The sequence below is a fragment of the Streptomyces qaidamensis genome, from assembly GCF_001611795.1.
Classification (GTDB): Bacteria; Actinomycetota; Actinomycetes; order Streptomycetales; family Streptomycetaceae; genus Streptomyces; species Streptomyces qaidamensis.
In genome coordinates, this window is the sequence record NZ_CP015098.1 from 1,407,880 (window position 1) to 1,429,995 (window position 22,116).

Here is a 22,116-nt window from a genome sequence, read left to right on the forward strand (position 1 = left end):
GCCCGCTCCGAGGGAGGTCAGCCATGCCCATCGCAACGGTGAACCCGGCGAACGGCGAGACGCTCAAGACGTACGAGGCCATGGACGAGCAGGAGATCGAGCGCCGGCTCCAGCTCGCGGAGGCCACGTTCCGCACGTACCGGACGACGACCTTCGACGAGCGCGCCCGGCTGCTGCACCGGGCCGCCGACCTCCTCGAAGAGGACCAGCAGGACATCGCCCGCGTGATGACCACCGAGATGGGCAAGCCGATCCAGCAGGCCCGCGCCGAGGCGGCGAAGTGCGCCAAGGCGATGCGCTGGTACGCCGACCACGCCGAGGAACTGCTCGCCGACGAGGAGCCGGCCGACTCCGACGTGAAGGACTCCGGAGCCTCCCGCGTCCGGGTGCGCTACCGCCCGCTCGGGCCGGTGCTCGCGGTGATGCCGTGGAACTTCCCGCTGTGGCAGGTGGTCCGTTTCGCCGCTCCCGCGCTGATGGCGGGCAACGTGGGCCTGCTCAAGCACGCCTCGAACGTCCCGCAGACCGCCCTCTACCTGGAGGATCTCTTCCACCGTGCGGGCTTCACCGAGGGCACCTTCCAGACCCTGCTGATCGGCTCCGCCGCGGTCGACGAGATCCTGCGCGACGAGCGGGTCAAGGCCGCCACCCTCACGGGCAGCGAGCCCGCGGGGCGCGCGGTCGCCTCCACCGCCGGGGAGATGATCAAGAAGACGGTGCTGGAGCTGGGCGGCAGCGACCCGTTCGTCGTGATGCCCTCCGCCGACATCGACCGGGCCGCGAAGGTCGCGGTGACCGCGCGGGTGCAGAACACCGGGCAGTCCTGCATCGCCGCGAAGCGGTTCATCGTGCACACGGACGTCTACGACGCCTTCGCCGAGCGGTTCGCCGACGGCATGAAGGCGCTGAAGGTCGGCGACCCCCTGGCCGACGACACCGAGGTCGGGCCGCTCTCCAGCGAGCAGGGGCGGCGTGATCTGGAGGAGCTGGTCGACGACGCGGTGCGCAGCGGGGCGCAGGTGCTGTGCGGTGGCGCACGGCCGGACGGGCCGGGCTGGTACTACGCGCCGACGATCCTCGCCGGCATCACCCGGGAGATGCGGATCCATCGGGAGGAGGCGTTCGGGCCGGTCGCCACGCTGTACCGGGCGGCCGACCTGGACGAGGCCGTACTGATCGCGAACGATTCGCCGTTCGGACTGAGTTCGAACGTGTGGACGCGGGACGAGGACGAGGTCGACCGGTTCGTACGGGATCTGGAGGCCGGCGGGGTGTTCTTCAACGGCATGACGGCGTCCCATCCGGCGTTCCCGTTCGGCGGTGTGAAGCGGTCCGGGTACGGGCGTGAGCTGTCCGGGCACGGAATCCGGGAGTTCTGCAACATCACCACTGTTTGGCATGGTGCGTGAGTGTTGCGGGGCTACGATCCCGTCTGTGAACCGCGAAGTGACTCTGCCTCTGATCGTCGACGACCGCGGGACCCTGCAGGTGGCTGCGGCGGATGTCAGCAAGCTGTTGCGGACCGTGGGGGGTCGGTGGGTGCGGCTGGTGGAGGGCGGGGAGTCGGGGCTGGACGAGGACACGGTCGCCGAGTTGGCCATCGAGCTGGCGAAACTGGCCGATCGGATCGATGTGGCCTGTATCGCGCACAGCAGTGGGGGCGCGACCTGAGTCGTGCGGGTGCGGGTGTGTGGGGGCTTGTCGCGCAGTTCCCCGCGCCCCTAGGGAGTCTTACTCAGCGCGCTCCAGAACATCGCCTCGTATGCCTGGAGCATGCGGCCGTAGGTGTGAGCTCGCTTCTCGTCGAGACGCCCGGCGTCCACAGCCGCCTCCACCGCTGCCGTCGCCAGCCGGTCCAGGTCCGATGACGGCTCCGCGAAGAAGTCGAAGAAGGCGCAGGCCTCGTCGGTGAAACCGTAGTGCTCGCGCAGTGCGGTGGCGATGGTCGCGCAATAGCCGCCCCACGCCGAGAAGTTGGCCGTCAGGGCCAGGACCGCGTCCGCCGGTGCGGCGTTGAGCGCCAGCCAGGCCACGTACGCGGGGTACGCCTGGCAGCCGGGAAGCGGCTCGTACGACGTCTCCTGCGCGCCGCACGCCCGTGCGAAGGCGACCAGTCGCTCGCCCGCCAGCGCCTCGCCCTGCGCGAGGGTCGTGAAGAAGGCCGCGGCCTCCGGATCGGCCGCCGCGGAGCGGACGGCCAGGTACTCGAACGCCCCCCGGTCCGCGGGGATCACCCAGGTCTGTTCCAGGGCGAGCGCGGCGAGGGTGGTGCGGGATGCCGTACCGGCGGCGATCCGGGGGACCAAGGGGTTGGCCTCCGGGTCCGGGGCGAGGGCCGCCGTGGTCGTCCGCAACAGGTCCGGGGCCGAGTGCGTCATCGCTTCCTCCGTCGTCGAGGTGTCGGGACGAGCCTGGCACGGCGTCCCCGGTACGGAGCAGTCCGGCGCGAAGCCGGCGTGCCCGCACGGGTTCTCCAACCCGACGGACACGCCGACGATGCCCTTCGGGGCAGTGCTAGCGGATGGGCACGCCGGCGAGGGTCCGGGCGATCACCAGGCGCTGGATCTCGCTGGTGCCCTCGAAGATGGTGTAAATGGCCGCGTCCCGGTGCATGCGCTCGACCGGGTACTCCCGGGTGTAGCCGTTGCCGCCGAGGATCTGGATCGCCTGGGCCGTGACCTTCTTGGCCGTCTCGCTCGCGAACAGCTTGGACATCGAGCCCTCGGCCGCGGTGAACGGCTTGCCGTTGACCGCCATCCAGGAGGCCCGCCAGACGAGGAGCCGGGCCGCGTCGATGGACGTGCGCATGTCGGCGAGCTGGAACGCCACGCCCTGGTTGTCGACGATCGGCCGCCCGAACTGCTCCCGGGTGGTGGCGTAGTCGAGGGCGACCTCGTACGCGGCCCGGGCGGTTCCGACGGCCATGGCGCCGACGGCCGGGCGCGAGGCCTCGAAGGTGGCCATCGCCGCGTTCTTCACGCGCTCCCCGCCCTGCCTGGCCTTCTCCCGGGCGCGGGCGAGCCGCTCGTCGAGCTTCTCCTTGCCGCCGAGCAGGCAGGATCCGGGCACCCGCACGTTGTCCAGGACGACCTCTGCGGTGTGCGAGGCGCGGATGCCGTGCTTCTTGAACTTCTGGCCCTGGGACAGCCCCTCGGTGCCCGGCGGGATGATGAACGAGGCGTGGCCCTTGGAGCCGAGCTCGGGATCGACGACCGCGACCACGACGTGGACGTTGGCGATGCCGCCGTTGGTCGCCCAGGTCTTGGTGCCGTTGAGCACCCACTCGTCCTTGGCCTCGTCGTACACGGCCCGGGTGCGCATGGAGGCCACGTCGGAGCCGGCGTCGGGCTCGGAGGAGCAGAACGCGGCGACCTTGACATCGTTGGCGTCGCCGTACATCTGGGGGATCCAGGTGCCGATCTGCTCCTCGGTACCGTTGGCGAGGACGCCGACGGCGGCGAGGCCGGTGCCGACGATGGACAGGGCGATGCCCGCGTCGCCCCAGAACAGCTCCTCCATCGCCATGGGGATGCCGAGGCCGGTCGGGTCGAAGTACTGCTGGGCGTAGAAGTCCAGGGAGTAGATGCCGACCTTGGCGGCCTCCTGGATGACCGGCCAGGGAGTCTCCTCACGCTCGTCCCATTCGGCGGCCGCGGGGCGGATCACATCGGCCGCGAAGCCGTGGATCCAGTCCCGGACCTCCTTCTGTTCGTCGTTGAGCTCCATGGTGAACTCGGCCATGTCGTCCCCTCCAGCTGTACACGTGCATGTTACTTGCGGTAACAGCAGTCTGTTACCGGTGGGTAGTCGAAGTCAACTCCTACCGACCGGTCGGCACCCGTCCGGCGTCCTGGGCATGCTTCAGTGTTAGTTTGCGCAGGCGTTATCGAAACAGCACGGGTGGGGAGAGACCATGGACACCACGCAGCGGACCGATCAGCAACGGTCCGCCGATCGCCGTCGGCGTGAGCTGCTGGAAGCCGCCGACCGAGTGGTGCTGCGCGACGGCCCGCAGGCCTCGATGAACGCGATCGCGGCGGAAGCCGGCATCACCAAGCCCATTCTCTACCGGCACTTCGGCGACAAGGGCGGACTTTACGCAGCCCTTGCCATGCGGCACACCGACGCCCTGCTGGACTCGCTGCGGGCGGCGCTGGACGCGCCGGCGGACCGGCGGGAGCGGGTCGAGGCGACGCTGGACACCTACCTCGCGGCGATCGAGGCGCGGCCCCAGGTGTACCGGTTCCTGATGCACCCGGCGGAGGGGAGCCAGCCGGGCGATTCGGGCTTCGATGTCGGCAAGCACAGTGCGCCGTTGCTGCGGCGGATGGGTGAGGAACTGGCGCAGGTCATCGAGGAGCGGCTGGATCTCGGGCCGGGCGGGCAGCAGCTCGCTCGCGTGTGGGGGCACGGGATCGTCGGCATGATGCATGCGGCCGGGGACTGGTGGCTGGGGGAACGGCCCTGTTCTCGTGCGGAGTTGGTGCGGAGTCTGGCGGATCTGCTGTGGGGGCGTCTTGCGGCGGCCGGGGACAGGGTCGGGGGTCCGGGGTTCTGACCGTTGTGGTTCGGCTGACCGCCCGTGGGCGTTGTTCGCGCCCACGTGGCGGAGCCGCAGTTGAGCACAGCCCCGCGCCCCTGAGGAGTCACCCCACCCGGCGCCATGAAGCCCTGGCCACTTGGCGCATCAGTCTGCGGTGGCGCCAGCCGCTCAGGTGGTCCGCGTAGATGCGGCCTTCCAAGTGATCGCACTCGTGCTGCAGGCAGCGGGCGAAGAAGCCCGTGCCGTGGACGGTGACCGGGTCGCCGGTCACCGTGAAGCCCTCGACCACCGCGTGGTCGTAGCGTTCCGTGCCCGCTTCCAGGCCCGGCAGGGACAGGCAGCCCTCCGGGCCCCGGATCACCACGCCGTCCGCCTCGGTCAGGCGGGGGTTGATCACATGGCCCACATGGCGGACGTCCTCGTCGTCCGGGCAGTCGTAGACGAACACCCGCAGCGGCTCGCCGACCTGGTTTGCGGCGAGCCCGACGCCCTGGGCCGCGTACATGGTCGCGAACAAGTCCTCGACCAGCCGGGCCAGTTCGGGACCGAAGTCGGTGACCTCCGCGCAGGGCGCGTGCAGGGCGGGGTCGCCGTGCAGGGTGAGGGGTCTCACGCGGCCGTGGGTGCCGGGGATGGGGCTCTGTCGCATGGCGGCAAGAGTAAGGTCCTGTCGGTCCGCGCCTCCCACACGAGTTCGCCACAGTGCCGCGGTTCGGGAGTGCGAATGGATCTCGATAGGCTGAGGTCCACACCACGTGGCCGTCAGGCTTCAAGGCGCGGCGCGTACGCAAGGAGGATCGAGAACTGATGGCAGGCAACTCGGACCCGCTCTCGCCGCGGGCCAAGCTGGCCGTGACCGCGGGCAAGGCGGTCGCGGCGGCATCGCGCGCCGCAGGGCGCGGCAGCGGTTCGGTGATCGGCGGCCGGGTCGCGCTGAAACTCGACCCCGACCTCCTCGCCCGGCTCGCCCAGAACCTGGACGTGATCCTGGTCTCCGCGACGAACGGCAAGACCACCACCACCCGGCTCATCGCCGAGGCCCTGCGCGCGGCGGGACCGGTCGTCTCCAACGCGCTCGGCGCCAACATGCCGGCCGGCATCACCTCGGCCCTCGCCGGCAGCTCGGACGCCCGCTACGGCGTCATCGAGGTCGACGAGAAGTACCTCGCCGGCGTCGCCCGGGACACCGCCCCGAAGTGCATCGCCCTGCTCAACCTCTCGCGCGACCAGCTCGACCGGGCCGCCGAGACCCGCATGCTCGCCGAGAACTGGCGGGAGGGACTCGCGGGTTCCAAGGCCGTGGTCGTGGCCAACTGCGACGACCCGCTGGTGGTGTGGGCGGCGTCGTCCTCCCCCAACGTGATCTGGGTCGCCGCGGGGCAGATGTGGAAGGACGACGCCTGGTCCTGCCCGTCGTGCGGCGGCGTGATGCAGCGCCCGGGCGACGACTGGTTCTGCGGCGAGTGCGGCTTCCGCCGTCCGACGCCGAGCTGGGCGCTCTCCGGCGACCACGTGCTCGACCCGCACGGCTCGGCCTGGCCGATCCACCTCCAGCTGCCCGGCCGCGCCAACAAGGCCAACGCCGCCTCCTCGGCCGCCGTCGCCGCCGTGTTCGGGGTGCCGCCGCAGGTCGCGCTGGAGCGCATGTACCAGGTGCAGGCGGTGGCCGGGCGCTACGACGTCGTCCAGTTCCAGGGCCGTGACCTGCGACTGCTGCTCGCGAAGAACCCGGCCGGCTGGCTGGAGACGTTCTCCCTGATCGACCCGCCGCCCACCCCGGTCATCCTGTCGGTGAACGCGCGCTCCGCCGACGGCACCGACACCTCCTGGCTGTGGGACGTCGACTACTCGCGCCTGACCGGCCACCCGATCTGCGTCGTCGGCGACCGGCGGCTGGACCTGGCGGTGCGCCTGGAGGTCGCCGACCAGCACTTCCAGGTCTACGAGAACCTCGACCAGGCGGTGGCGGCGTGCCCGCCGGGCCGGATCGAGGTCATCGCCAACTACACGGCGTTCCAGGACCTGCGCCGCCGCGTCGGCAACTGAGCACGAGACGTCAGGGGACTTTTGTGAGCGACAACCAACTGCGCATCGTCTGGATCTATCCCGACCTGCTCAGCACCTACGGCGACCAGGGCAACGTCCTCGTAGTCGAGCGCCGGGCCCAGCAGCGCCGCCTGGACGTGGCCCGCCTGGACGTGCGCAGCGACCAGCCGATCCCGACCTCCGGCGACATCTACCTCATCGGCGGCGGCGAGGACCGGCCGCAGCGGCTCGCCGCCGAGCGGCTGCGCCGGGACGGCGGCCTGACCCGTGCCGTGGAGAACGGCGCCATCGTGTTCTCCGTGTGCGCCGGCTACCAGATCCTCGGCCACGAGTTCATCAACGACCTCGGTCAGCGCGAGCCCGGCCTCGGGCTGCTGGACGTGGTGTCGACGCGCGGCGAGGGCGCCCGCTGCGTCGGTGACGTGCTGGGCGACGTCGACCAGCGTCTCGGCCTGCCCCCGCTGACCGGCTTCGAGAACCACCAGGGCGTCACCCATCTGGGACCCACCGCCCGCCCCCTGGCCCAGGTGCGCTTCGGCAACGGCAACGGCACGGGCGACGGCACGGAGGGCGCGTACAACGACACCGTCTTCGGCACGTACATGCACGGTCCGGTACTCGCGCGCAACCCGCTGATCGCGGACCTGCTGCTGAAGCTGGCTCTCGACGTCAACGCGCTGCCGCCGACCGACGACCGCTGGTACGAGGCGCTGCGCAACGAGCGGATCGCCGCTGCTCAGCAGCCCGCTTAGGCACAGCGCCGCAGCGTGCCCGAGGTACGCGTCAACCTGCTGGTCAACAGCCCGTATGACGGCCCATCCGCACAGGTGAGCGGGGTCGTCCAGCAGGCGGACGCGTGCTTCGGTCCGGCCCCTCGATGCCGCTAGGGTGGCGGGGATTCCAGCCGGACAACGTGGTCCGGTCCCCGGCCCACGTTGAGAAGGTATTCGGGCTATGCGCATTGGTGTCCTCACGTCCGGCGGCGACTGCCCCGGCCTGAACGCCGTCATCCGGTCCGTCGTGCACCGCGCCGTCGTCGACCACGGCGACGAGGTCATCGGCTTCCGGGACGGCTGGAAGGGCCTCCTGGAGTGCGACTACCTCAAGCTCGACCTCGACGCGGTGGGCGGCATCCTCGCCCGTGGCGGCACGATCCTCGGGTCCTCCCGGGTCCAGCCCTCCCATCTGCGGGACGGTGTGGAGCGGGCCAGGGGCCATGTCGCCGAGCTCGGCCTCGACGCGATCATCCCGATCGGCGGCGAGGGCACCCTCAAGGCCGCCCGGCTGATGTCGGACAGCGGTCTGCCCGTCGTGGGCGTGCCGAAGACCATCGACAACGACATCGCCGTCACGGACGTCACCTTCGGCTTCGACACGGCCGTCGGGGTGGCGACCGAGGCCCTGGACCGGCTGAAGACCACCGCCGAATCGCACCAGCGGGTCCTGGTGGTCGAGGTCATGGGCCGTCACACCGGCTGGATCGCCCTGCACTCCGGCATGGCGGCCGGCGCGCACGCCATCGTCGTCCCCGAGCGGCCCTTCGACATAGAGGAACTGACCCGCCGGGTGGGCGAGCGGTTCGAGGCGGGCAAGCGCTTCGCGATCGTCGTCGCGGCGGAGGGGGCCAAGCCCCGGGCCGGGACCATGGAGTTCGACGAGGGCGGCAAGGACATCTACGGGCACGAGCGGTTCGCCGGGATCGCCCGGCAGCTGTCCGTGGAGCTGGAGGGACGGCTCGGGAAGGAAGCCCGGCCGGTGATCCTCGGCCACGTGCAGCGCGGCGGTACGCCGACCGCCTACGACCGGGTGCTGGCCACGCGGTTCGGGTGGCATGCGGTGGAGGCCGTGCACCGGGGGGAGTTCGGGCAGATGACCGCGCTGCGCGGGACCGACATCGTGATGGTGCCGCTGGCCGAGGCCGTCAAGACGCTGAAGACGGTGCCGGATGAGCGGTACGCCGAGGCGGAGACCGTTCTCTGAGGTTTCCGTAGTCGGCCGAGTGCGGGTGATTTCGTGGCTTGCCGCGCCCACGCGGCGGAGCCGCAGAGTGAACACAGCCCCGCGCCCCCAGGACGTAGAACCGCCCCCGGTCCCAAGGGTGACCGGGGGCGGTTCTACTCTTGGGGGCGGACAGACTGCTGCACACCCCCACGAAACAGGAGCCGGCGGAATGGATCACAGCGGGCACGGCATGACCATGGATCTGCCGCCGTTCACGCTGGGACGAGGGCTGGAGTGGTCGGCTGACCCGTTCTTCCTCGTCGCCTGCCTGGCCGGGCTGGCCCTGTACGGGTGGGGTGTCGTGCGGCTCGTCCGCCGCGGGGACAAGTGGCCCGTGGGACGGACGGTCGCCTTCGTCCTGGGCGTGCTGAGCATCATGCTCATGATGTGCACGCAGCTGAACGACTACGGCATGGTCATGTTCAGCGTGCACATGGTGCAGCACATGGTCATCAGCATGGTGTCGCCCATCCTCATCCTGCTCGGGGCGCCGATCACGCTGGCGCTGCGGGCGCTGCCGACCGCGGGGCGGGGGCGCAAGGGCCCGCGTGAACTGCTGCTGATGTTCCTGCACAGCCGGTACATGCGGATCATCACACACCCGGCGTTCACGATCCCGCTGTTCATCGCGAGCCTCTACGGGCTGTACTTCACGCCTCTCTTCGACACCTTGATGGGCTCCAAGCCGGGGCACATCGCCATGATGGTGCACTTCCTCGCCGTCGGTCTGGTGTTCTTCTGGCCGATCATGGGCGTCGACCCGGGCCCGCACCGCCCGGGCTATCTGATGCGCATGCTGGAGCTGTTCGCCGGCATGCCGTTCCACGCGTTCTTCGGGATCGCGCTGATGATGGCGTCCGAGCCGATGATCGGGACGTTCAAGAATCCGCCCGCCTCGCTCGGCATCGAGGCGCTCTCGGACCAGAACGCGGCGGGCGGCATCGCCTGGGCGTTCAGCGAGATCCCCTCCGTGCTGGTGCTGGTGGCCCTGCTGTTCCAGTGGTACGCCTCGGACCAGCGGCAGGCCAGGCGCGAGGACCGGGCCGCCGACCGCGACGGCGACAAGGAACTGGAGGCGTACAACGCCTATCTGGCCTCGTTGAACGCGCAGGGGCGCTGAAGACCTCTTCGGTACGGGCCGTGCGCGCCGGGCGTTCGCCGGGCACCATGGAGGAACCGAACCATGAGGAGGGTGTTGCGATGCCCGGTTCCACGAACGGTTCCAACTCGACGAAGACCATGGGAGCGCTCACATTGGGCGGGCTGGTCGTGGTGACGGCCTACACGGTGGCGCTCGGGAGCAACGGCTGGCTGTGGTTCGGCTGGGTCGTCCTGGGTCTGATCACGCTGGGGCTGGTGGTGACCACGCGCAGCACCTGACGGCTCACTCCCGGGGCAGCCGGCCCGCCGAGTGCACCCCCGGCTGGTACTTCGGGAGCCGGACGGTGATCTTCATGCCCGCGCCCGCGGCGGTCTCGATGACGAGGCCGTAGTCGTCGCCGTAGACCTGGCGGAGCCGGTCGTCGACGTTGGAGAGGCCGATGCCGCCCGAGGGGCTGACCTCGCGGGCGAGGATGCGGCGCAGCAGGCCGGGGTCCATGCCGGCACCGTCGTCCTCGATGACGACGAGGGCCTCGGCGCCCGCGTCCTGGGCGGTGATCTGGATGTGGCACTTGCCGGGGGAGACGGCCTTGCCCTCCAGGCCGTGCTTGACGGCGTTCTCGACGAGCGGCTGCAGGCACAGGAAGGGCAGGGTCACCGGCAGTACCTCCGGGGCTATCTGGAGGGTCACGGAGAGGCGGTCGCCGAAACGTGCCCGCACCAGGGCCAGGTAGTGGTCGATGGCGTGGAGTTCCTCGGCGAGCGTGGTGAAGTCGCCGTGCCGCCGGAACGAGTAGCGCGTGAAGTCGGCGAACTCCAGGAGCAGCTCGCGGGCGCGCTCGGGGTCGGTGCGGACGAACGAGGCGATCACCGCGAGCGAGTTGAAGATGAAGTGCGGGGAGATCTGGGCCCGCAGCGCCTTGATCTCGGCCTCGATGAGTCGGGTGCGGGACTGGTCGAGATCGGCCAGTTCCAGCTGGACCGACACCCAGCGGGCGACCTCACCGGCGGCCCGGACCAGTACCGCCGACTCGCGCGGCGCGCAGGCGACGAGGGCACCGTGCACCCGGTCGTCGACGGTGAGCGGGGCGACGACCGCCCAGCGCACCGAGCAGTCGAGGCTGTCGCAGGTGAGCCGGAAGGCTTCACCCCGGCCGGTCTCCAAGGGGCCCGCGAGGCGTTCCATGATCTCGGTGCGGTGGTGGGCGCCGTCGCCGTCCCAGACCAGGACCTGCCCCTGGTCGGTGAGGCAGAGGGCGTCCGTGCCGAGCAGGGAACGCAGTTTGCGGGCGGACTTGCGGGCCGTCTCCTCCGTCAGGCCGGCCCGCAGCGGAGGCGCGGCGAGGGAGGCGGTGTGCAGGGTCTCGAAGGTGGCGTGCTCGACGGGGGTGCCGAGGCCGGCGAGGCTCTTGGCGCGTGCGGTGCGCCGGCCGAGCCAGACCCCCAGGGCGAGCACCGGGAGCACGGCGACGCACAGGCCTGCCAGGAACCCGTTCATGCCGGCACCTCCGTACGCAGTTCCTCGGGCAGGTGGAAGCGGGCCAGGACCGCGGCCGTGCCGGGCGGGACCCGGCCGGGCGTGGCCAGGGAGACCAGGACCATGGTGAGGAAGCCCAGCGGCACCGACCACAGGGCGGGCCAGGCGAGCAGGGCGTGCAGGGGGGCGCCCTCGCCCGGGTAGCCCGCCATGGTCGCGGCGACGGCGAGCAGCGCGGAACCGCCGCCGACGAGCATCCCGGCGGCGGCGCCGGGCGGGGTCAGCCGCCGCCACCAGATGCCGAGGACGAGCAGCGGGCAGAACGAGGACGCCGACACGGCGAAGGCGAGCCCGACGGCGTCGGCGACCGGCAGCCCGCCGACCAGGACGCTCGCCGCGAGGGGCACGGCCATCGCGAGGACCGTCCCGAGCCGGAAGTGCCGGACCCCCCGGGACGGCAGGACGTCCTGGGTGAGAACGCCCGCGACCGCCATGGTCAGCCCCGAGGCCGTCGAGAGGAACGCGGCGAAGGCGCCCCCGGCGACCAGCGCGCCCAGCAGGTCGCCGCCCACTCCCCCGATCATGCGGTCGGGCAGCAGGAGGACGGCGGCGTCCGGGTCGCCGGTGAGGGTGAGTTCAGGGGCGTAGAGGCGGCCGAGGGCGCCGTAGAGGGGTGGCAGGAGGTAGAAGGCGCCGATCAGGCCGAGGACCGCGACGGTGGTGCGGCGGGCGGCGACGCCGTGCGGGCTGGTGTAGAAGCGGACCACGACGTGCGGCAGGCCCATGGTGCCGAGGAACGTGGCGAGGATCAGCCCGTAGGTGGCGTACAGCGGGCGTTCCTCGCGGCTCTCGGCCTGGGACGGGGACAGGTCGCCGCCGCCGCCGCGCTCGGCCCGGGGGACGGGGGCGCCCGCGGCGAAGGTGAGGCGGGTGCCGCTGTCGATGCGGTGGGTGCCGACGGGGAGTTCCAGGCGGGTGCCGGTGTGCGTCCGGCCGTCGACGGTGCCGGTCACCGTGACGGTCAGCGGCCGGTCGAGGGTGAGGTCGATGCTGTCGTCGACCCGGACGACGCGCTGCTCGCGGAAGGTGGCCGGTTCGTCGAAGGCGTGCCGGGGTGCTCCGTCGCTCTGCCAGGTGAGGACCAGGAAGAGAGCGGGGACGAGCAGGGCGGTGAGCTTCAGCCAGTACTGGAAGGCCTGCACGAAGGTGATGCTGCGCATGCCGCCGGCGGCGACGATGGCGGTGACGACGACGGCGACGATCACTCCGCCGAGCCAGTCGGGCGCACCGGTCAGCACGGTCAGGGTCAGTCCGGCGCCCTGGAGCTGGGGCAGCAGGTACAGCCAGCCGACACCGACGACGAACGCACCGGCGAGCCGCCGTACGGCCTGGGAGGCGAGGCGGGCCTCGGCGAAGTCGGGGAGCGTGTAGGCGCCGGAGCGGCGCAGCGGGGCGGCGACGAAGAGCAGTAGGACCAGGTATCCGGCGGTGTAGCCGACCGGGTACCAGAGCATGTCGGGGCCCTGGACCAGGACGAGGCCCGCTATGCCCAGGAAGGAGGCGGCGGAGAGGTACTCGCCGCTGATGGCGGCGGCGTTGAGGCGGGGTCCGACGGTGCGGGAGGCGACGTAGAAATCGGAGGTGGTACGGGAGATGCGCAGGCCGAAGGCGCCGACGAGGACCGTCGCGACGACGACGAGGGCGACGGCGGGGATGGCGTAGCTGGAGTTCATCGGTTCGGCTTCAGCGGTCCTCGACGAGGCGTACGAAGTCGCGCTCGTTGCGCTCGGCGCGGCGGACGTACCAGCGGGCGAGCAGGACCAGGGGGACGTAGAGGCCGAAGCCGAGGACGGCCCACTCCAGGCGGCGGGCGTCGGGCATCGCCGCGAAGAGCAGCGGGAGCGGACCGACGAGCAGGCCGAGGACGGCGAAGACGGTGAGGGCGGCGCGCAGTTGGGTGCGCATCAGGGAGCGGACGTAGGTGTGGCCGAGGGTGGTCTGCTCGTCGATCTCGGTGCGCGGGCGGTAGTAGCCGGAGGAGGCCCGGCTGCTCTGGCGGGGCGGGCCGGTGACGACGACGCGGCGTTCGGTGTGGTCCTGGGGCACCGTCACGGCCTCCTCATGAGCAGGTCGCGCAGTTCGCGCGTGTGGCGGCGGCTGACCTGGAGTTCTTCGGAGCCGATGAGGACGCTGACGGTACCCGCGTCGAGGCGGAGTTCGCCGATGTGGCGCAGGGCGACGAGGTGGCGGCGGTGGATGCGGACGAAGCCGCGCGCGCGCCAGCGCTCCTCCAGGGTGGACAGCGGGATGCGCACCAGGTGGCTGCCCTTGTCGGTGTGCAGGCGCGCGTAGTCGCCCTGGGCCTCGACGTGGGTGATGTCCTCGACGGCGACGAAACGGGTCACGCCGCCGAGTTCCACGGGTATGTGGTCCGGGTCGGGTTCGTGCACGGGGATGTGCGGGGCAGCGCCGCGCAGCTCGGCGGCCCGGCGGACGGCCTCGGCGAGGCGCTCCTTGCGGACCGGTTTGAGTACGTAGTCGACGGCCTTGAGGTCGAAGGCCTGCACGGCGAAGTCCTCGTGGGCGGTGACGAACACGACGAGCGGCGGCCGGGCGAAGCCGGTGAGCAGCCGGGCGAGGTCGAGGCCGTCGAGGCCGGGCATCTGGATGTCGAGGAAGACGACGTCGATGGCCTCGGGCCCGCCCGGGCCGGACTCCAGGGCGCGGTTCATGCGGCGCAGCGCCTCGGTGGCGTCGCCGGCGCCCTCCGCGCTGCCGATGCGGGGATCGGCGTGCAGGAGGTAGAGCAGCTCCTCCAGGGAGGGGCGTTCGTCGTCGACAGCCAGGGCGCGCAGCATGAACCCGGAGTGTAGGGGTCATCCCCGCTGTCCGGACACGTGGATACAGTGCCCGCATGAACAGCAGGTCGTCCACGCCGTTCGACGAACTCGACCGGAAGATCATCACCGCGTTGATGGCGAACGCGAGGACGTCGTTCGCCGAGATCGGCACGGCGATCGGGCTGTCGGCCACGGCGGTCAAGCGGCGGGTCGACCGGCTGCGCGAGACGGGTGTGATCACCGGGTTCTCGGCGACGGTGAAGCCGTCGGCGCTCGGCTGGCGCACGGAGGCCTACGTCGAGGTGTACTGCGAGGGCGCCGCCCCGCCGCGGCGGCTGGCCGAGGTCGTGCGCGACTACCCGGAGATCGCCGCGGCGATGACCGTGACCGGCGGGGCGGACGCGTTGCTGCATGTCCGGGCGCGGGACGTGGAGCACTTCGAGGAGGTGCTGGAGCGGATCCGGCAGGAGCCGTTCATCCGGAAGACGATCAGCGTGATGGTGCTGTCCCATCTGCTGCCGGAGAGCCCGGAGGCCGGCGCGAGCCATCCGGCCCCGGAGGGGGCTTCGGGCGGCGCAGCAGACGTGCGCTGAGCGGAGGTAAGACGCAGCGTTCCTGCGCGAACGCGCAATCTTTGTTTCTTGTCGCGCACCTCCGCCAGTTTCTACCGTTGTGTCAACCCCCAGTCACACACCGTGAGGAAGCGGAGGGACCCCTCTGTGCCCGACTCCCGTGTGCCGCGCCGGCGGCGCTATCTCGTCTGCGAACCCAGACACTTCGCCGTGCAGTACGCGATCAACCCGTGGATGCATCCCGACGAACCCGTCGATGTGCTCCGCGCCCTGGACCAGTGGCAGGCGATGGTCGACACCTACCGTGCCCACGGCCATACCGTGGACAGTGTGAAACCCGTTCCCGGCCTGCCCGACATGGTTTTCGCCGCGAACGCGGCGGTCGTCGTCGACGGCCGCGTCTTCGGCTCGCTCTTCCACGCGCCCGAGCGCCGTCCCGAGTCCGTGCCGTACGAGGCGTGGTTCAAGGCGGAGGGCTACGAGGTGTACCACCCCGAGTCGGTGTGCGAGGGCGAGGGCGACCTGGTGCCGGCCGGCCGCTGGATCCTGGCCGGGACGGGCTTTCGTACGACCCGGGAGGCCCACAGCGAGGTGCAGGAGTACTTCGGGATGCCGGTGATCAGCCTGACGCTGGTGGATCCGTACTTCTATCACCTGGACACGGCACTGTTCGTCCTCGACGAGGGGCACGACGGGAACATCGCCTACTACCCCGAGGCGTTCTCGCCGGGCAGCCGTGAGGTGCTGGCCCGGCTGTACCCGGACGCGGTGCTCGCCACCCGCGAGGACGCGATGGCGTTCGGGCTCAACTCCGTCTCCGACGGGCGCCACGTGTTCATCTCGCCGGGGGCGACGGGCCTGGCCGAACAGCTGGCCGGCCGTGGCTACGTCCCCGTCCCCGTCGACCTGTCCGAGTTCCAGAAGGCCGGTGGCGGCATCAAGTGCTGCACCCAGGAGATCCGGGAGATCCGCTCATGACCGCACCCGTCCGCACCGAGGACCCGCAGGAGAGCCGTGGCTCGCGGGAGACCCGTGGCTCGCAGGAGCTGATCCGCGCGGAGGAGCCGGTCCTCGCACACAACTACCACCCGCTGCCGGTGGTCGTCGCCCGTGCCGAGGGCACCTGGGTGGAGGACGTGGAGGGGCGGCGCTACCTCGACATGCTGGCCGGCTACTCGGCCCTCAACTTCGGCCACCGGCACCCGGCGCTGATCGAGGCGGCCCACCGCCAGCTCGACCGGCTGACGCTCACCTCCCGCGCCTTCCACAACGACCGGCTCGCCGAGTTCGCGGAGCGGCTGGCCGCGCTGACCGGCATGGACATGGTCCTGCCCATGAACACCGGCGCGGAGGCGGTGGAGAGCGGCGTGAAGGTGGCCCGAAAGTGGGCCTACGACGTCAAGGGCGTCCCGGACGGCCGGGCGACGATCGTCGTGGCGGCGGACAACTTCCACGGCCGTACGACGACGATCGTCAGCTTCTCGACGGACGAGACGGCCCGGGCGGGCTTCGGGCCCTTCACACCGGGTTTCCGGGTGGTGCCGTACAACGACCTGGCCGCGATGGAGGCGGCCATCGACGAGACGACGGCCGCCGTGCTGATCGAGCCCATCCAGGGCGAGGCGGGGGTGATCATCCCCGACGAGGGCTATCTGGCCGGTGTGCGGGAACTGACCCGCCGCAAGGAGTGTCTGTTCATCGCGGACGAGATCCAGTCCGGGCTCGGCCGCACGGGCCGCACGCTGGCGGTCGAGCACGAGCCGGTGGTGCCGGACGTGCTGCTGCTGGGCAAGGCGCTGGGCGGCGGCATCGTGCCGGTGTCGGCGGTGGTCGGGCGCCGGGAGGTGCTCGGGGTGCTGCATCCGGGTGAGCACGGCTCCACCTTCGGCGGCAATCCGCTGGCCGCTGCCGTCGGTACGGCGGTGGTGGAACTGCTGGAGACGGGCGAGTTCCAGCGCCGGGCGGCCGAGCTCGGCATGATCCTGCGTGACGGTCTGACGGGGCTGGTCGGCAAGGGCGTCGTCGGCTTCCGCTCGCGCGGCCTGTGGGCGGGCGTCGACGTCGACCCCGCGCTCGGCACCGGTCGCGAGATCAGCGAACGCCTGATGCGCGAGGGAGTCCTGGCGAAGGACACCCACGGCTCCACGATCCGCCTGGCCCCGCCCCTCACCATCACGGGCGAGGAGCTGACGGGGGCCCTCGCGGCGCTGGAGAAGGCGCTGGGCTGAGGAGCCCGGTGATCACCTGGTGGGGAGCGACGTCCACGACGTGGACGGGGCTCCCCACCCGGGTGCTGCGCGGGCTGTACCGGGGGCGCCGGAGGAGGAGCGCGGGCTGTACCGGGTGCGCTGGAGGAGGAGCTTCAGGCGTCGGTGACAGCGAGCGGGCACACCGTACGGACCGTGGGAGCGCCTGCCGCTGCCACCGCTCCGCGACCCCGCGTCGACATCGCGGGGGGCCTGACGCAGCCCGAACCGGCCAGGGCCCAGTACCGACGATGCCCGCGCCACCGTCCTGCCGCCGCTCACCGGCCCGGGCACCCACGGCACCACCCGCGAGCGCCGGGCGCCGACCCGAACCGAGGCGAACGCCCGGGCCATGTGCCCGGGACAGGCGGCCGGGCGCGTCGGCGCGACAGGCGTCGGACGCAGCCCGAGCCGAGGAGGGCCCGGGACCGACGTCGCCGGTGCTGCTGCGGACGACCGGCACCTGCTGACGACCGGCGGCCCGCGAGTCGGCACGGCAGAGGGCCTGACGCAGGCCGAACCGGGCAGGGCCCGGTGCCGGCGGCGGACGGCTGCCACTGCCGCTGTCGCTGTCGCTGTCGCTGTCGCGGACGGTGGCGCTGACAGGGAGACCGGGCGCGGATCGAGCCGAGCAGGGCCGCATCCGTGCCGGCCTCGCCGTCCGTCCTTCGTCGCCCCCTCCGAGCGGAGCCGGCCGCCCCGACCGGCCCTGCACAAGCCGCCCGCTCTCGCCGGAAGGGTGAAGATTGGGGCAAGAGGTGGTAGACCACTCTCAGCGACAGAGAGGTCGGCCGTGGGCGCAGACGAGGTGTACGACGTTGCCCGGCAGCGGTTCGATGTGGCCGACGCGGCGCCCCTGTTGCTCGATCCGCAGGGCGTGGTGACGGGCTGGACCAGCGGTGCCCGGCGACTGCTGGCGTACCCGGCTTCGGAGGCGGTCGGCAGGAAGCTGGCCGATCTGCTGGTCGCCGAGGACGCGCAGCGCGTGCCGGACCTGGTCGAGCGGTGCCGCAGGGACGGCGGCTGGACGGGGCTGCTGACGGTCCGCCACAGGGACGGGCGGCCGGTGAGGGTGGCGGCCCGGATCGCCTCGGCCGAGGAGGCGCACGGCGGGTCGCGCTGGCTGATGCTCCTGTCGGAGCTGACCGGCGCCCCCGGCTGGGACATGAGCCGCACGGTCCTGGAGCAGATGGCGGCGGGTGCCCCGGTCGGTATCGCCATCGTGGACACGGACCTGCGCTTCGTGTGGTCGAACGCGGCCCTGGAGCAGTTCGGCGGCGGTCCGGCCGCGCGACGGCTCGGTCTGCGCTTCGCGGACGTCCAGCCCGGCATGGACGCCCAGGCGGTCGAGGCGCAGATGCGGCACGTGCTGGAGACCGGCGAGCCGGTGATCGGCTACGAGCACGTGGGTCACGTGCGCTCGGCCCCGTTGCGGGAGACCGCGCACATGCTGTCGTTCACCCGGCTCGAGGACGACCAGGGCCAGCCGATCGGCGTGTACTACACCGTCGTGGACATGACCGAGCGGCACAGGGCGCGGCAGCGGCTGGCGCTGCTCGACCGGGCCGGCGAGAGCATCGGCCGCAGCCTGGACCTCACGCGCACGGCACAGGAGCTGGCGGACGTGGCCGTGCCGGGGCTGGCCGACTTCGTCACCGTGGATCTGCTGGAGTCGGTGCTGCGGGGCGCGGAGCCGGCTCCCGGGCCGCTCGCGGACTCGGAGGAGCTGCGCCGCGCCGGCTACCGGTCCGCGCAGGACGACCTCGCCGAAGCGGTCATCGAGGTCGGCGAGACGGTGGCCTTCCGGGCCGGAACGCCGCCCTTCCGCTGTCTGGCCACAGGACGGTCCTGGCGGGAGGAGCGGCTCGACCCGCTGACCCGGGACTGGACGACGGACACCCCGAGCGGCCGCCGGGCCACCTTCCGGGAGCTGGGCCTGCACAGCGTGATGTCCGTGCCGATCCGCTCGCGCGGCACCACGCTGGGCATCACGACCTTCTACCGGCGCCACCAGCGGGAGTCCTTCGACGAGGAGGATCTCCGGCTGGCCGAGGACCTCGTCGCCCGCGCGGGCGTCTGCGTGGACAACGCCCGCCGCTACACCCGCGAGCGGGACGCCGCGCTCGTCCTGCAGCGCAGCCTGCTCCCCCACCGGCTGCCCGAGCAGGACGCCGTCGAGGTGGCCGCGTGCTACCGGCCGGCCGACGAGCTGACCGGTCTCGGCGGCGACTGGTACGACCTCATCCCCCTGTCCGGGGCGCGTGTCGCGCTGGTCGTGGGCGAGGTGCCCGGGCACGGCATCGACGCCGCGGCGGCCATGGGGCAGCTGCGGACGGCCGTACGGACCCTGGCGGCGCTGGATCTGCCGCCCGCGGAGGTGCTGGCGCACCTCGACGACCTGGTGGGCCGGTCGGCCCGGGAGGAGGGTGGGGAGCCCGGCGCGAGGGGGTCGGCCGGGGCGCGGGTCGTGGGTTCCGGGTGCCTGTACGTGGTCTACGACCCGGTCGACGGCGGATGTGCGATGGCCGCGGCGGGGCATCCCGCTCCGGCCGTGGTGCTGCCCGACGGCTCCGTCGTCTTCGTCGACCTGCCCCAGGGGCCACCGCTGGGCGTGGGCGGGCCGCCCTTCGAGGCGGTGGATCTGCCGCTCGCGGAGGGCAGCACGCTCGCGCTGCACACCGACGGTCTGCTGGCCCGGGGCGAGACCTGGGCCGTCGACGCGGGCCGGGAGCGGCTGCGCCGGGCGCTGGAGCGGTCGGGCCCGCTCGAGTCGTACTGCAGGGCCGTGGTCGACGCGCTGGTCCCGGCCCGCCCCTATGACGACGTGGCCCTGCTGATGGCCCGGACGAAACGTCTCGGCAGCGAGCAGGTCGCGGCCTGGGAGCTGCCCTCGGACCCGGCCGTGGTCGCCGACGCCCGTCGCACGGCCACCCGGCAGCTGGCGCGCTGGGGCCTGGACGAACTGGCCTTCACCACGGAGCTGGTGGTGAGCGAGCTGGTCACCAACGCCATGCGGTACGCCACCGGGTCCATCCGGCTCCGGCTGATCCGGGAGCGCGCGCTGGTGTGCGAGGTTCTCGACGGCGGCGCCACCGCGCCCCATCTGCGCCATCCCCGTACGACGGACGAGGGCGGGCGCGGGCTGCTGCTGGTCTCCCAGCTCACGCAGCGGTGGGGCACGCGGTTCGTACCCGAGGGGAAGATCATCTGGGCCGAGCAGTCCCTGACGGACCTCCCGGAGTGAAGCCGGTCGAGGTTCACCCATACCGTGCGAAACTGGTGTGATCCCGGCGACGGTGAGGCGGCAGCCATGGCGGAGACGGCGATCGACTACGGTGCGGTTTTCAAGGCCTTGCCCGGCATGGTGGCGCTCCTGACGCCCGAGCTCGTGTACGCGGACGTCAACGACGAGTTCGTCCGCGTCTCCGGCCGCTCGCGGGAGCAGCTGATCGGCAAGTACCTGTTCGACGTCTTCCCGGACAACCCGAACAACTCGGCCGCGACGGGCATGCGCAATCTGGAGGCCTCGCTGTACCGCGTCCTGGCCACCGGGGAGCGCGACACCATGGCGCTGCAGCGCTACGACATCGAGGACCCGGAGCGGCCCGGCGAGTGGCAGAAGCGCTACTGGAGCCCGGTGAACGCGCCGCTGCTCGGCCCGGAGGGCAAGGTCGTGCTGATCGTGCACCGGGTGGAGGAGGTCACGGAGCTGATCCGGGCCCGGGCCGGCTCTCCGGGGAGCCGGGGCAGCCGGGCCCGGGTGCTGGAGGCCGAGCTGTACACCCGCGCCCGTGAGCTGCAGGAGCTCAACGAGCGGCTGCGCCAGGCGCACTCCCGGGAGCGGGAGGTGGCGCTGGCGTTGCAGGAGGCGATGCTTCCCGCGCCCCGGCAGGTCCGCAATCACCCGGCCGCCGTCCGGTACCGCCCCGCCGTGGGCGCGCTCAACGTGTGCGGGGACTGGTACGACCTGGTCGACCTGGTGGGCGGCGACCGGATCGGCGTGGCCGTGGGCGACGTGGTCGGGCACGGGCTGGCGGCCGCCGGGGTGATGGGCCAGTTGCGCAGCGCGCTCAGTGCGGCGTCCCGGGTGGCCGCGGGGCCGGCCCAGGCCCTGGACGTGCTGGGGCGCTACGCCCACGTGATCGACGGGGCCGAGTCGGCGACGGCCGTGACGACCTTCATCGACTGCGACCGCCACGTCATCACGTACAGCAGCGCCGGCCATCCCCCGCCCGTGCTCGTCCACCCGGACGGCCGTACGGAGTTCCTCGACCAGGCCACGGACACGCCGCTGGACGCCCGCCCCGACCCGATCCCGCGACCCCAGGCCGAGACCACGTTCCAGGAGGGCGCCACGCTCGTGCTCTACACCGACGGCCTGATCGAACGGCGCACCGAGGACATCTACACCGGCCTGAACCGGCTCGCCGAGGCCCTGCGCAAGCACCGGGGCCAGGACCCGGAGACGCTTGCCGACACCGTTCTCACGGACTTGCTGCCGCCGGGCGGCGCCACCGACGACACGGCGCTGATCATCGTGCGACTGTGATCTACCTGCGGGTCTTGCCGTGGTCGAGCAGCCGGACGCGGTCGACGTTCTGCCGGTCCTCGGCGTCCGCGCTGGGCTCACCGGCGAACCACGCGTCGAGGATCTCCGTCAGCAGCGGCTGCGACGTCAGCCGCAGGCTGAGCGCGAGCACGTTGGCGTCGTTCCAGCGGCGGGCCCCGTCGGCCGTGTAGGCGTCCGTGCACAGGGCGGCCCGTACGCCGGGCACCTTGTTCGCGGCGATCGAGGCGCCCGTGCCGGTCCAGCAGCACACCACCGCCTGGTCCGCCGTACCGTCGGCGACCTCGCGGGCAGCGGCCTCGGAGCACACCGCCCACTGCGGGTCGTCGCCCGGGCGGAGCGCGCCGTGCGGGCGCACGTCGTGCCCCCGCTCGCGCAGGGCGGCGACGAGGGAGCGGGCGACGGGTTCGTCCATGTCCGAGGAAACAGAGATCCGCATGCCTGGCAGGTTACTCGGCGGAGCGGCGAAGGCCACCGGCCCACAGCGGCCATCCGCGCACAAGAGCCACCGGCCCGCCAGGCACCCCCCGCTATCGCGCCAGGCCACCCGTTCGGCTTGCCCGTCACCCGGGCTGCGCAGCACGCTGGTCCCGCGGTTCTCCCCAGCCGCATGAGCACCATCGGAAGCACCCGCCTGACTGACCATCAGTCAAATGGCGAAGGATCTGTGCGGTCCGCTCGCACGAGGTGCCCGGTGGCCGCGCCTGCACCTACACTGGCACC

Annotated in this window: 21 protein-coding genes; 13 read left to right on the forward strand and 8 right to left on the reverse strand. The window is 71.9% G+C overall.

Annotation, left to right across the window (positions count from 1 at the left end):
* Positions 1-23 precede the first annotated feature (23 nt).
* Together A4E84_RS05920 and A4E84_RS05925 are read left to right on the forward strand one after the other, a co-directional pair.
* Positions 24-1,409 (forward strand): NADP-dependent succinic semialdehyde dehydrogenase, encoded by a 1,386-nt coding sequence (locus tag A4E84_RS05920; protein WP_062925527.1) that lies wholly within the window; start codon positions 24-26, stop codon positions 1,407-1,409.
* A 25-nt stretch (positions 1,410-1,434) separates the two neighbouring features.
* The gene (locus tag A4E84_RS05925; RefSeq protein ID WP_062931336.1) at positions 1,435-1,671 is read left to right on the forward strand and encodes a DUF6213 family protein; all 237 of its coding nucleotides are present in this window, start codon (positions 1,435-1,437) and stop codon (positions 1,669-1,671) included.
* 50 nt (positions 1,672-1,721) lie between these two features.
* Here the strand turns inward: A4E84_RS05925 and A4E84_RS05930 are convergent, their stop codons facing one another.
* Positions 1,722-2,378 carry a hypothetical protein gene (locus tag A4E84_RS05930; RefSeq protein WP_062925528.1) on the reverse strand — a complete coding sequence of 219 codons (657 nt, stop codon included), beginning with the start codon at positions 2,376-2,378 and terminating at the stop codon, positions 1,722-1,724.
* A gap of 136 nt (positions 2,379-2,514) precedes the next feature.
* Positions 2,515-3,741 carry an acyl-CoA dehydrogenase family protein gene (locus A4E84_RS05935; RefSeq protein ID WP_062925529.1) on the reverse strand — a complete coding sequence of 409 codons (1,227 nt, stop codon included), beginning with the start codon at positions 3,739-3,741 and terminating at the stop codon, positions 2,515-2,517.
* Positions 3,742-3,913: 172 nt separating this feature from the next.
* On the opposite strand from A4E84_RS05935, the gene A4E84_RS05940 reads away from it, so the two are divergent.
* Positions 3,914-4,558 (forward strand): TetR/AcrR family transcriptional regulator, encoded by a 645-nt coding sequence (locus tag A4E84_RS05940; RefSeq protein ID WP_033307228.1) that lies wholly within the window; start codon positions 3,914-3,916, stop codon positions 4,556-4,558.
* A gap of 88 nt (positions 4,559-4,646) precedes the next feature.
* Here the strand turns inward: A4E84_RS05940 and def are convergent, their stop codons facing one another.
* Positions 4,647-5,192, reverse strand: coding sequence for a peptide deformylase (gene def, locus A4E84_RS05945; RefSeq protein ID WP_062925530.1), 546 nt, complete (start codon positions 5,190-5,192; stop codon positions 4,647-4,649).
* A gap of 158 nt (positions 5,193-5,350) precedes the next feature.
* Here def and A4E84_RS05950 point away from each other — a divergent pair, with 158 nt between their 5' ends.
* The 5 genes from A4E84_RS05950 to A4E84_RS05970 all read left to right on the forward strand — a co-directional run bounded on the left by A4E84_RS05950 (position 5,351) and on the right by A4E84_RS05970 (position 9,970).
* Positions 5,351-6,589: a MurT ligase domain-containing protein gene (locus A4E84_RS05950; protein WP_033307230.1), complete on the forward strand. Its 1,239-nt coding sequence runs from the start codon at positions 5,351-5,353 to the stop codon at positions 6,587-6,589.
* 23 nt (positions 6,590-6,612) lie between these two features.
* Positions 6,613-7,341 (forward strand): type 1 glutamine amidotransferase, encoded by a 729-nt coding sequence (locus A4E84_RS05955; protein WP_062925531.1) that lies wholly within the window; start codon positions 6,613-6,615, stop codon positions 7,339-7,341.
* Between the two features lie 202 nt (positions 7,342-7,543).
* Positions 7,544-8,569: a 6-phosphofructokinase gene (locus tag A4E84_RS05960; RefSeq protein WP_062925532.1), complete on the forward strand. Its 1,026-nt coding sequence runs from the start codon at positions 7,544-7,546 to the stop codon at positions 8,567-8,569.
* 190 nt (positions 8,570-8,759) lie between these two features.
* Positions 8,760-9,710: a cytochrome c oxidase assembly protein gene (locus A4E84_RS05965; RefSeq protein WP_062925533.1), complete on the forward strand. Its 951-nt coding sequence runs from the start codon at positions 8,760-8,762 to the stop codon at positions 9,708-9,710.
* Positions 9,711-9,790: 80 nt separating this feature from the next.
* Positions 9,791-9,970 carry a hypothetical protein gene (locus A4E84_RS05970; RefSeq protein WP_030835374.1) on the forward strand — a complete coding sequence of 60 codons (180 nt, stop codon included), beginning with the start codon at positions 9,791-9,793 and terminating at the stop codon, positions 9,968-9,970.
* Between the two features lie 4 nt (positions 9,971-9,974).
* On the opposite strand, the gene A4E84_RS05975 is transcribed toward A4E84_RS05970, so the two are convergent.
* The 4 genes from A4E84_RS05975 to A4E84_RS05990 are packed head-to-tail and all read right to left on the reverse strand — an operon-like array spanning position 9,975 to position 14,026.
* Positions 9,975-11,189, reverse strand: coding sequence for a sensor histidine kinase (locus A4E84_RS05975; protein ID WP_062925534.1), 1,215 nt, complete (start codon positions 11,187-11,189; stop codon positions 9,975-9,977).
* Positions 11,186-12,901 (reverse strand): sodium/solute symporter, encoded by a 1,716-nt coding sequence (locus A4E84_RS05980; protein WP_062925535.1) that lies wholly within the window; start codon positions 12,899-12,901, stop codon positions 11,186-11,188. The genes A4E84_RS05975 and A4E84_RS05980 overlap by 4 nt, the downstream gene beginning before the upstream one ends.
* Positions 12,902-12,911: 10 nt before the next feature.
* Positions 12,912-13,274, reverse strand: a complete 363-nt coding sequence (locus tag A4E84_RS05985) for a hypothetical protein (protein ID WP_062931337.1) — start codon at positions 13,272-13,274, stop codon at positions 12,912-12,914.
* A 2-nt stretch (positions 13,275-13,276) separates the two neighbouring features.
* On the reverse strand, positions 13,277-14,026 hold the full coding sequence (locus A4E84_RS05990; RefSeq protein WP_062925536.1) for a LytR/AlgR family response regulator transcription factor: 750 nt from the start codon (positions 14,024-14,026) through the stop codon (positions 13,277-13,279).
* Positions 14,027-14,082: 56 nt separating this feature from the next.
* Between A4E84_RS05990 and A4E84_RS05995 the strand changes: the two genes are divergently transcribed.
* From A4E84_RS05995 to A4E84_RS06015, 5 genes are all read left to right on the forward strand, one after another.
* A complete protein-coding gene (locus A4E84_RS05995; RefSeq protein WP_062925537.1) occupies positions 14,083-14,601 on the forward strand; it encodes an Lrp/AsnC family transcriptional regulator in 519 nt (172 codons plus the stop codon).
* 126 nt (positions 14,602-14,727) lie between these two features.
* The gene (gene ddaH, locus A4E84_RS06000) at positions 14,728-15,558 is read left to right on the forward strand and encodes a dimethylargininase (RefSeq protein ID WP_062925538.1); all 831 of its coding nucleotides are present in this window, start codon (positions 14,728-14,730) and stop codon (positions 15,556-15,558) included.
* Positions 15,555-16,808 (forward strand): ornithine--oxo-acid transaminase, encoded by a 1,254-nt coding sequence (gene rocD, locus A4E84_RS06005; protein WP_062925539.1) that lies wholly within the window; start codon positions 15,555-15,557, stop codon positions 16,806-16,808. Before ddaH ends, rocD begins: the two co-directional genes overlap by 4 nt.
* 811 nt (positions 16,809-17,619) lie before the next feature.
* Positions 17,620-20,070 carry a SpoIIE family protein phosphatase gene (locus tag A4E84_RS06010; RefSeq protein ID WP_062925540.1) on the forward strand — a complete coding sequence of 817 codons (2,451 nt, stop codon included), beginning with the start codon at positions 17,620-17,622 and terminating at the stop codon, positions 20,068-20,070.
* A 66-nt stretch (positions 20,071-20,136) separates the two neighbouring features.
* Positions 20,137-21,375, forward strand: coding sequence for a PP2C family protein-serine/threonine phosphatase (locus tag A4E84_RS06015; protein WP_062925541.1), 1,239 nt, complete (start codon positions 20,137-20,139; stop codon positions 21,373-21,375).
* A 1-nt stretch (position 21,376) separates the two neighbouring features.
* Here A4E84_RS06015 and A4E84_RS06020 read toward each other — a convergent pair whose 3' ends face one another.
* Entirely contained in the window at positions 21,377-21,832 is a 456-nt protein-coding gene (locus tag A4E84_RS06020; RefSeq protein WP_062925542.1) for an RpiB/LacA/LacB family sugar-phosphate isomerase, read from the reverse strand.
* Positions 21,833-22,116 lie beyond the last annotated feature (284 nt).